Raw genomic sequence first — 10,928 nt, 5'->3', positions numbered from 1 at the left:
ACGGTCAGGCGTCGGTTCCGCCGGTGTCGAGTGCCATCGCGATCAACGCGTCGGCGTCCAGTTCGTCGAGTTCGTCGAGCAGGCCGGTCTCATCGAGTGGCTCCGCGGGGGCGCCGGCGAGGTGCAGCAGGGTGTCCAGCAGTCCGGCCTCCCGCAGCCGGGCCATCGGGATGGCCGCCAGCAGGTCCCGGACCTCGGCCTCGCCCTCTTGGGGATTGTCCGCGACGCCCAGCTCGATTCCGAGATGCGCGGCCACCCCTAAGGGGGTGCGGTGGTTGAAAGCGAGGCTCACCGGGAGCCGGAGGCCGGTCGCCCGGCTGAGCCGATCCCGCAGTTCGACGGCGGTGAGCGAGTCGAAGCCGAGATCCTTGAACGCCTGCCCGGCCTCGACGGTCTGCCCGTCGCGGTAGCGGAGCACGACGGCCGCCTCGGCGCGGACGAGGTCGAGCAGGATCTGCTGCCGTTGCCGGGGCGGAGCGGCGGCCAGGCGGGTGACGAGCGTGGACTCGGTCTCCACCGGCTCCTCCGGCTCGTTGCCGGGGAGCAGCTCGGCCAGCAGCGGGCTGGGCCTGCCGGAGGTGTACGCGGCGCCGAAGACCCCCCAGTCCACGTCGGCGACGGTCAGGCCGGTCGCTCCCCCGTCCACCGCCTGGGCGAGGGCCCGGATGCCCAGCGCGGGGTCCATGGGGATCACGCCGCGCCGCCGCAGCCGCGCCACGTCGTCGGCCGAGGCCAGTCCGGCTCCGGCCCAGGATCCCCACGCGACGGAGGTGCCGGGCAGGCCGTGGTCGTGGCGGTGCTGGACGAGGGCGTCCAGGAACGCGTTTCCGGCGGCGTAGGCGCCCTGCCCGCCGCCGCCCCAGATCGCGGCGCCGGAGGAGAAGACCACGAACCGCTCCAGCGCCAGGTCGCGGGTCAGTTCGTGCAGGTGGAGCGCGCCCGCGACCTTCGCACCGAGGACCTTCTCCAGGTGCGGGGTGTCGATCTCGTCCACGATGCCGAGGTCGCCGACACCGGCGACGTGCAGCACCGCGGTCAGGGGCAGTTCCGCCGGTACGGCGGCCAGCACCGCCGCCAGGGAGTCGCGGTCGGCCACGTCACAGGCTGCGAGGGTGACGTGGGCGCCGAGCGCGATGAGCTCCTCGACCAGCGCGTCGGCGCCGGGTGCCCGCGCCCCGCTGCGGCTGGTCAGCAGGAGGTGCGGAGCGCCCCTCCGAGCCAGCCAGCGGGCCGTCTGGGCTCCGAGTGCGCCGGTCCCTCCGGTGATCAGGACCGTCCCGCTGGGACGCCACTCGGCGAGGGCTGCGGTGTCCAGCGACGCGCGGACCAGCCGCCGGGCGAAGGTGCCCGTGGCGCGGATGGCCACCTGGTCTTCGCCGGTGTCGCCGCTGAGCACCGCGGTCATCCTGTCTCCCGCGAGGGCGTCGGGGACGGCCGGGAGGTCGATCAGACCGCCCCACCGCTGCGGGTGCTCCAGCGCGGCCACCCGGCCGAGGCCCCAGATCGGGGCCTGCGCGGGGTTGTCCAGCGTGTCTCCGTCGCCGATGCTCACCGCGCCGCGCGTCACCGCCCAGACGGGCGCGCCGATGCGCGACTGGATCAGCGCCACGGTGTCGGCCAGGCCTGCGGGCACGGCGTCGCCCGGCAGCCCGGCCTCGGACGCGCCGACCAGCGACAGCACCCCGGCCACCGGCCCCGAAACAACGCCAGGCAGTCCTGCCACCGGCCCTATAGCCGCACCCAGGTCCGCGAGGGTCAGTTCGACCGGGTCGGCCGGCCCTGCGAGCACGGCGGCACCAGGCAGCCCTGCCACCGGCCCTATAGCCGCACCCAGCTCCGCGAGGGTCAGCTCGACCGGGTCGGCTCCGGCGGCGCGGAGCGCGGTGGTCGCCCACGACGTCAGGTCGGAGTCCGGGGGTGCGACGATCAGCCACGTACCGGACAGCAGGCCTGTGCTGGGCAGCCCTGCCGTCGGCGTCCAGTCGACGCGGTAGCGCCAGGTGTCGATCTTGGTGTCCTGGCGGCGGCGCGAGCGCCATGCGGTCAGGGCGGGGAGTACCGCGTCGAGCGCGTGGGCGTCCACATCGATCGTGCCGGCGAGTTCGGTCAGATCGCCGCGCTCCACCGCGGCCCAGAACCCGGCCTCGTCCGGATCCTCGGCCGTTTCGGTCCGCACCGGGTCCAGCCAGTAGCGGTCGCGCTGGAACGCGTAGGTCGGCAGGTCGACCCGGCGGCCGCCGGTGAACGTCCCGGACCAGTCGACGTCCACGCCGGCGGTCCACAGCTCGGCCAGCGCGGTCAGCAGGCGCGGGAGGCCGCCGTCGTCGCGCCGCAGCGTGCCGACCGCGACCGCTTCGGCGCCGGCGTCCTCGACCGTCTCGCCGATCGAGAAGGTCAGCACCGGGTGGGGGCTGACCTCCAGGAACACGCTGCTACCTTCGGCCAGCAGCCGCCGCACCGCCTCCTCGAACCGGACCGTGGAGCGCAGGTTCTCGCACCAGTACCCGGCGTCCATGCCCGCCGTGTCGGCCACCTCGCCGGTCACGGTCGAGTACATCGGCACGGCGGACGGCCGCGGCGCGAGGCCGGCCAGATCGGCGCGGACCCGCTCGCGGATCCGCTCCACCTGCGCCGAGTGCGACGCGTAGTCGACCGGGATGCGCCGGGCCCGCACCTCCCGCGCGGCGCAGAGCGCCAGCAGTTCGTCGAGGGCGCCGGGCTCGCCGGCCACCACGGTCGACGACGGGCCGTTGAAGGCCGCGACCGACAGCCGGTCGCCGTACGGCCGGAGCAGTTCGCCGGTCTCCAGGCGGCCGAGCGCCACCGAGACCATCCCGCCCGTGCCGGCGAGCGCGGTCAGCGCCAGGCCGCGCAGCGCCACCACGCGGGCGCCGTCCTCGAGCGAGAGCCCACCCGCGACGACGGCGGCGGCGATCTCGCCCTGGGAGTGCCCGACGACAGCCGACGGTCGGACACCGTACGACCGCCACACCTCGGCCAGCGACACCATCACCGCCCACAGCAACGGCTGGACCACATCCACCCGATCCAGCGCCGTGCCGTCCTCCAGCACCTCGGTCAGCGACCACGTCACGAAGGGCGCCAGCGCCGCCTCGCATTCGGCCAGCCGCGCGCGGAAGACCGGCGACGCGTCCCTGAGCTCCCGCGCCATCCCGACCCACTGCGACCCCTGACCGGGGAAGACGAACACGACGTCACCGGAGGAACCGGCCACCCGCGCGGGCGTCTCGCCCGAGGCGAGCGCCTTGAGACCGCTGAGCAGCGTCTCCCGGTTGTCGCCGAGCACGACCGCCCGTCCGGCGAGGGGGGTGCGGGTGAGCAGTTCGCGGCCGACGTCCTGGGGCGTCAGCTCCGGGTCGGCGGCGATATGGGCGTGAAGACGCGCCGCGTGAGCAGCGAGCCCGTCGGGAGTCCGGGCCGCGAGAACCCATGGGACCGTCTCCGGATCACCCGCGCCGTGGGTGCGCATACGGGCCGCTTGGACCGGCTCCGGGTCACTCGGCAGACTGACTGCTTGGTCCGCGCGCCCGTCTGGCGTGCAGGCGGCGAGTGCCGACGGAACCGTCTCCGGTTCGTCTGGGGCCTGTTCCAGGATGATGTGGGCGTTGGTGCCGCTGATGCCGAATGACGACACGGCCGCTCGGCGGGGGCGGTCCGAGTTCGGCCAAGGGCGGGCGGAGGTCAGCAGTTCGACGCCGCCCGACGACCAGTCGACGTGGGGGGTGGGCTCGTCGACGTGCAGCGTCGGCGGGAGCACGCCGTGCCGCAGCGCCTCGACCATCTTGATTACACCCGCCACGCCGGCGGCGGCCTGCGTGTGGCCGATGTTCGACTTGACCGACCCCAGCCACAAGGGCTGCTCCCGATCCTGTCCGTACGTCGCCAGCAGCGCCTGCGCCTCGATCGGGTCGCCCAGCCGGGTGCCGGTGCCGTGCGCCTCCACCGCGTCCACCTCGGACGGCGAAAGGCTCGCGCTGGCCAGTGCCTGCCGGATGACCCGCTGCTGGGAAGGGCCGTTCGGGGCGGTGAGGCCGTTGGACGCGCCGTCCTGGTTGACCGCGCTGCCCCTGATGACGCTGAGCACCCGGTGTCCCCGGCGGCGCGCGTCGGACAGCCGCTCGATCAGCAGCAGGCCGACGCCCTCGCCCCAGCCGGTGCCGTCCGCCGCGTCGGCGAAGGGCTTGCAGCGGCCGTTCGCGGCCATCCCGTCCATGCGGCTGAACTCGTCGAAGACGCCGACTCCGGCCAGGACCGCCACGCCGCCCGCGAGCGCCATCTCGCACTCGCCGGACCGCAGCGCCTGCATCGCCAGGTGCAGCGCCACCAGCGACGACGAGCACGCCGTGTCCACTGTGACGGCGGGGCCCTCCAGGCCGTACACATAGGAGACCCGGCCGGACAGGACGCTGATCGCGCCGCCGGTCAGCTGATAGCCAGCGACGTCCTCGGGAAGGTCGGCGTGGACGCCGTAGTACGACGGCGCGGCGCCGGCGAACACGCCGATGGGGGCGCCCTTGACCTGCCGGGGGTCGAGGGCGGCCGATTCGAACGCCGCCCACGCCGCCTCCAGCAGCAGCCGCTGCTGCGGGTCCATCACCAGCGCCTCGCGTGGCGAGATGCCGAACAGGGCCGCGTCGAACCCGGCCGCGTCGGCGACGAATCCGCCCTGCGTGGCATACGTGGCGCCGTCGAGGTCCCAGCCGCGGTCGGACGGGAAGTCGGTGATCCCGTCGCCGCCGCCGAGCACGAGCCGCCACAGGTCGCCGGGCGACTCGACGCCGCCGGGGTAGCGGCACGACATGCCGACGATCGCGATCGGCTCGGCGGGATCGGCGGCGACCACGGCGCGGGTCTCCGGAGCGGGGCCGGTCACCCCGGCCAGCAGGCTCACCAGGTGGTCGGCGAGCACGGCGGGGGCCGGATAGTCGAAGACGAGCGTCGCGGGCAGCCGCAGCCCGGTCGCGGCGGTCAGCCGGTTGCGCAGTTCCACGGCGGTCAGCGAGTCGACGCCGAGGTCCTTGAACGCCTGGTGCGGGTCGATCGCGCCGGTGCCCGCGTGGCCCAGGACCGTCGCCGCGTTCGTCCGGACGAGGTCGAGCAGGATCTGCCGCCGCTCGGCCGGCTCGACGCCGGACAGGCGGCGCGTCAGCGCGGGCGCGCCTGCCTCGTCGCGTCCGGCGGCCCTCCTGATCGCCGGGCGCACCAGGCCGCGCAGCAGTGACGGCAGGTCGGCCGCCGCGGTGTTGGCGAGGTCGAGTGGGACGGGCAGCAGGTGGGCGGCGGGCAGTTCCGCCGCGCGGTCGAAGAGCGCCAGTCCCCGCCGGGTCGTCAGGGCGGTGCCGTGACGGTCGCCGCGCAGGTGCCCGGTGAGCGCGCTCGCCTGCTCCCACAGGCCCCAGCCGAGCGACTGGGCGGGCAGGCCGTGGGCGCGGCGGTGGGCGGCGAGGGCGTCCAGGAACGCGTTCGCGGCGGCGTAGGCGGCCTGGCCGCCGGTGCCGAAAGTGGCGGCGGCGGAGGAGTAGAGCACGAACATGGCCAGGTCGGCGCCGAGAGTGAGCTCGTGCAGGTTGATCGCGGCGTCCACCTTGGGCGGCAGCACGCCGTCGAGGCGGGCGGGGGTCAGCGCGCCGAACACGCCGTCGTCGATCACCCCGGCCGCGTGCACCACGCCGGTCAGCGGGTGCGCGGCCGGGATCGCCGCGAGCACGCCGGCGAGCGCGGCCCGGTCGGCGGCGTCGCAGGCCGCGACGGTGACGTGCGCGCCCAGGCCCTCCAGTTCCGCCGCCAGTTCCGGCGCACCGGCGGCGGCCGGTCCCTGCCTGCTCAGCAGCAGCAGGTTCCGCACGCCGTGCCCGGTCACCAGGTGCCGCGCCAGCAGGCCGCCGAGGGTGCCGGTCCCGCCGGTGATCAGGACCGTGCCGTCAGGATTCAGCGGTACGGGGATCGTCACCACGTTCTTGCCGATGTGCCTGGCCTGGCTGATGAACCGGAACGCGTCGGCGGCGTCCCGGACGTCCCACACCTTCGTCGGCAACGGGGACAGGACACCGCGGTCGAGGAGCGAGATGACCTCGGCGAGGATCTCCCCCATCCGGGCCGGGCCCGCGTCGCCGAGGTCGAAGGCCCGGTAGTGAACGTCGGGTCGCGGGCGGTCCCGGATGTCGGCCTTGCCCATCTCGATGAACCGCCCGCCCGGGGCCAGCAGCCGCAGCGAGGCGTCGACGAACTCCCCGGCGAGGGCGTTGAGCACCACGTCCACACGGGGGAACCGCTCTTCGAACGCCAGGTCTCGCGACGAGGCGATGTGCGCCTCGTCCAATCCCAGCTTCCTGAGCGTGTCCCACTTGCCGGGACTCGCCGTCCCGTACACCTCAAGCCCCAGATGCCGCGCCAGCTGCACGGCCGCCATGCCGACGCCACCGGCGGCGGCGTGCACCAGCACCGACTCACCGGGCCGGGCCTCCGCCAGGTCCCGCAGCCCGTAATACGCGGTCGCGAACACCACCGGAACGGACGCCGCCCGGCTGAACGACCACCCGTCGGGGATGCGGGCCAGCATCTCCCGCTCCGCCGTCGCGGCCGAGCCGATGCCGCCGGGGAAGAAGCCGAACACCCGGTCGCCGGCGACGAGGTCCTCGACGCCCGGCCCGGTCTCCAGAACCACCCCGGCCGCTTCGGCGCCCATCAGCGCCCGCTCCGGATACATGCCGAGCGCGATCAGGACATCGCGGAAGTTCACCCCGGCGGCACGGACCGCGACGCGCACCTGCCCGGGACCGGGCGGATCGTCGGCGTCCGGCGCGGCGACCAGGGCGAGGTTGTCGAGCGTCCCCGCGTCCGTCACATCGAGACGCCAGGGACCGGCCGGCGCCGCGAGCGCGGCGGACGGGCGGGCCAGCCGGGCGACGAGCACCCGGCCGCCGCGCACGGCCACCAAAGGCTCGTCCGCCGTCGCGAGCGCCTGCCATGCGCCGTCGTCGCCGCCTGCGGGGTCCAGGTCGACCAGGACGATCCGGCCCGGGTTCTCGGTCTGCGCGGACCGCAGCAGACCCCAGAGCGCCGCCGTCGCCAGGTCCGGGGTGGTCAGCTCCACCGGCACCGCGCCGCGCGTCACCACCGCCAGGCGGGTGTCGGCCAGCCGCTCTTCTTTCAAGCACTCCTGTACGACAGCAAGCACGGCGCCTGTGACCTCGCGCACCGCACGCGGCAGGTCGTCGCCGGGCGTTCCGGGCACTGGCACGACCAGCACCGACGGGACCGGCGAACCGGCGTCGAGCGCCGCCACCAGGTCGGCAGGCCCGGCGAACCGGGGCACGTCGACCCCAAAGACATCCTCCCCAAGCACCGCCCACGTCGAGAGATCGACGGCGGCCGGGATGGACGTCGGTGCGACCCAGTCCACCGTGAACAGGGCGCTCGGGTCCGACGCCGGGCGCAGCTGATCGGCCGTGATCTCGCGCAGCACCAGCGACTCGACGGTCGCGACCGGCGCACCCGTGCCGTCGGCGGCGCGCAGCGAGATGCCGCCGTCCCCGACGGTCAGGCTCGCCCGCAGCGTCGACGCGCCCGCGGCGTGCAGCCGGACGCCGGTCCAGGCGAACGGCAACCGGGCCGACGCCTTCAGCCGCCCGGAGAAACCCACCGCGTGCAGGGCGGCGTCGAGCAGCGCGGGGTGCAGCCCGAACCGGTCGGGCTCCGCCCCCTCCGGCAGCACGACCTCGGCGTGGACGGTGTCACCGTCGCGCCAGACGGCCTCCAGGCCCTGGAAGACCGGCCCGTAGCCGTGCCCGAGCGCGGCCAGTTCGTCGTAGAACCCGTCGAGGTCCACCGGCTGGGCGCCGGAGGGCGGCCACACCGGAATCGTGTCGTGTTCGTCCGGTCCGGCGGCGGCCGGGGCCAGCACGCCGGCGGCGTGGAAGGCCCACTCCGCTCCGTCCGCCTCCGGGCGCGAGTACACCTCCACCGTGCGGTCGCCCGATTCGTCGGCGATCCCGACGCTTACCTGGACCGCCACCCCGCCCTGTTCGGGCAGCACGAGCGGCGACCGCAGCACCAGCTCCCGCAGGAGATCGCAGCCGACCTGCTCACCGGCGCGCAGCACCATCTCGACGAAGGCGGTGCCGGGCACCAGCACGGCGTCCTGCACCGCGTGGTCGGCCAGCCAGGCGTGGCTCGCCAGGCTCAGCCGCCCGGTCAGCACCGCCGCGCCGTCGGCCATCAGCACCGCCGCGCCCAGCAGCGGGTGGCCCACCGCCGCCTGTCCCACCGACGTGACGTCGGTCGCCGTCGCGACGGTCTTCGGCCAGTAGCGTTCACGCTGGAAGGCGTAGGTCGGCAGGTCCACCGGGCGTCCGCCCGGCAGGACGGCGGTCCAGTCGACCGCGACGCCGGTCGTCCACAACGTGGCGAGCGCGGTCAGCGCCGTGTCCGCCTCGTCGCGGTCGCGGCGCATCAGCGGCGCGAAGACCGCGTCGTCGACGGACTGCTGCGCGAGGCCGCACAGCACCCCGTCGGGGCCCAGCTCCACGAAGCGGGACACGCCCTGGTCGCGGAGACGGGTGACTCCGTCGGCGAACCGGACCGTCTCCCGCACCTGCCGCACCCAGTAGCCGGGCGTGGTCATGTCGCCCGACACGATGGGGATCTGCGGCTCGGCGAAACTCAGCGTCTCCAGGACCTTCGCGAACTCCTCCAGCATCGGTTCCATGAGCCGGGAGTGGAACGCGTGGGAGACCTTCAGACGGTTGCTCTTGAAGCCGCGCGCGGCCCACTCGTCGATGACGTCGGCGGGGCCGGCGATCACCAGGGAGTCGGGGCCGTTGATCGCGGCGATGTCGACGCGATCGTCGACGATCTGGTCTTCGGTGGCCTGAAGGGCGAGCATCGCTCCGCCTGCGGGAAGCGCCTGCATCAGGCGGCCTCGGGCGGCGACCAGAGTGCACGCGTCTTCCAGTGACAGGATGCCCGCGCAGTGCGCGGCGGCGACCTCGCCGATCGAGTGGCCCAGCAGGAAGTCCGGAGTCACCTGCAACGACTCCAGCAGCCGGAACGAGGCGACCTCGACCGCGAACAGACCGGCCTGTGCCCACATGGTCTGGTTGAGGTCGGTGCCGTCGAGCACCACGTCACGGATCGGCCGGTCCAGGAGAAGGTCCAGCTGATCGCAGACGGCGTTGTAAGCGGCGGCGTACACAGGAAATCGGGCATGGAGGTCACGCCCCATTCCGGCTCGCTGCGACCCCTGACCGGTGAACAGGAACGCCGTCCGGCCGTCGCGCACGACGCCGGACACCACACCTGCCGAAGGCTCGCCCTCTGCCAACGCGGTCAACCCGCCGCGATCGGCTCCGAGCACGACCGCCCGGTGAGGCAGCGGCGTCCGCCCCGTCGCCAGCGTCCACCCGACGTCGACCGGGCGGTCCCCGCCGTCCACGTGCTCGGCCAGCCGGGCGGCCTGGGCCAGGAGCCCGGTCGCGGTCTTCGCGGACAGCGGCCACACCACCGGCCCCTCGGTCGCCGCCGGCGGCTCCACCGGCTCCGGAGGGGTGTGTTCCAGGATCAGGTGCGCGTTGGTGCCGCTGACCCCGAACGAGGACACCCCGGCCCGGCGCGGCCTCTCGGTCGAGGGCCAGGGCCGCGCCTCGGTCAGCAGTTCCACCGCGCCCGCCGACCAGTCGACCTGCGGGGTCGGCTCGTCGACGTGCAGGGTCGCGGGCAGCACGCCGTGGCGCATGGCCTGGACCATCTTGATCAGACCGGCCACGCCGGCGGCGGCCTGGGTGTGGCCGATGTTCGACTTCACCGATCCCAGCCACAGCGGCCGGTTCGCCGGACGGCCCCGCCCGTACGTCGCCAGCAGCGCCCGCGCCTCGATCGGGTCGCCGAGCGTCGTCGCGGTGCCGTGCGCCTCCACGGCGTCCACGTCGGAGGGGGCGAGCCGGGCGTTGGTCAGCGCCTGGCGGATCACCCGCTCCTGCGCGGCACCGTTGGGGGCGGTCAGGCCGTTCGACGCGCCGTCCTGGTTGACCGCGCTGCCCCGGATCACCGCGAGCACGTCATGGCCGAGCCGCCGCGCGTCGGACAAGCGCTCCAGCACCAGCAGGCCGACGCCCTCCGACATCCCGGTGCCGTCGGCCGCCGCCGCGAAGGCCTTGCACCGCCCGTCCGCCGCCAGGCCGCGCTGGCGGTCGAAGGCGGCGAACACCCAGGGCGTCGCCAGCACGGTCACCCCGCCCGCCAGCGCGAGCGAGCACTCGCCCTGCCGCAGGGCCTGCGCGGCCAGGTGCACGGCCACCAGCGACGACGAACACGCCGTGTCCACCGTCACCGCCGGGCCTTCGAGCCCGAACACGTAGGACAGCCGGCCCGCCAGGACGGCGGCCGTGGTGCTCGTCGTCATGAAGTCGACGGCGTCGTCGTCGGCGCCGACCAGGGCGGCGTAGTCCTGGCCGTTGGTGCCGGCGAAGACCCCGGTCCTGCTCCCCCGCAGCGACGTGGTGTCGATGTTCGCCCGCTCCAGCGCCTCCCAGGCGGTCTCCAGCAGGAGCCGCTGCTGGGGATCCATCGCCAGCGCCTCACGCGGCGAGATGCCGAACAGGGCCGCGTCGAAGTCGGCGGCGTCGGGCAGGAAGCCGCCCTTGCTGGATTCGGCGATCCCCGTCTCCAGCAGCGTCTCCCAGCCCCGGTCTGCGGGGAAGTCGGTCACGGCGTCGCCGCCGGACGACAGCAGGTCCCAGAACCGTTCCGGTGAGTCGGCCCCGCCGGGGAACCGGCACGCCATCGAGACGATCGCGACGGGCTCGTGGTTCCTGTCTTCGAGCTCCTGGAGGCGGTTCCTGGTCTCGTGCAGGTCAGAGGTGACCCAGCGGAGATATTCGCGCAGCTTGGCGTCGTCAGTCATAGCGTGT

Annotated in this window: 1 protein-coding gene; it reads right to left on the bottom strand. The window is 74.3% G+C overall.

Features of this window, described 5'->3' with window-relative positions:
- Positions 1-4 precede the first annotated feature (4 nt).
- The gene (locus tag AW272_RS43820; protein ID WP_066368516.1) at positions 5-10,921 is read right to left on the bottom strand and encodes a type I polyketide synthase; all 10,917 of its coding nucleotides are present in this window, start codon (positions 10,919-10,921) and stop codon (positions 5-7) included.
- Between the last annotated feature and the right edge of the window lie 7 nt (positions 10,922-10,928).

The organism is Herbidospora mongoliensis, from assembly GCF_001570545.1.
In the GTDB taxonomy this organism is placed as follows: domain Bacteria; phylum Actinomycetota; class Actinomycetes; order Streptosporangiales; family Streptosporangiaceae; genus Herbidospora; species Herbidospora mongoliensis.
The sequence above is the reverse complement of the archived record's forward strand: the minus strand, read 5'-3'. Positions and strand labels throughout refer to the sequence as shown.

Excerpts from the sequence above, each read along its gene's own strand:
- AW272_RS43820 (WP_066368516.1), bottom strand. The coding sequence starts at position 10,921 with ATGACTGACGACGCCAAGCTGCGCGAATATCTCCGCTGGGTCACCTCT.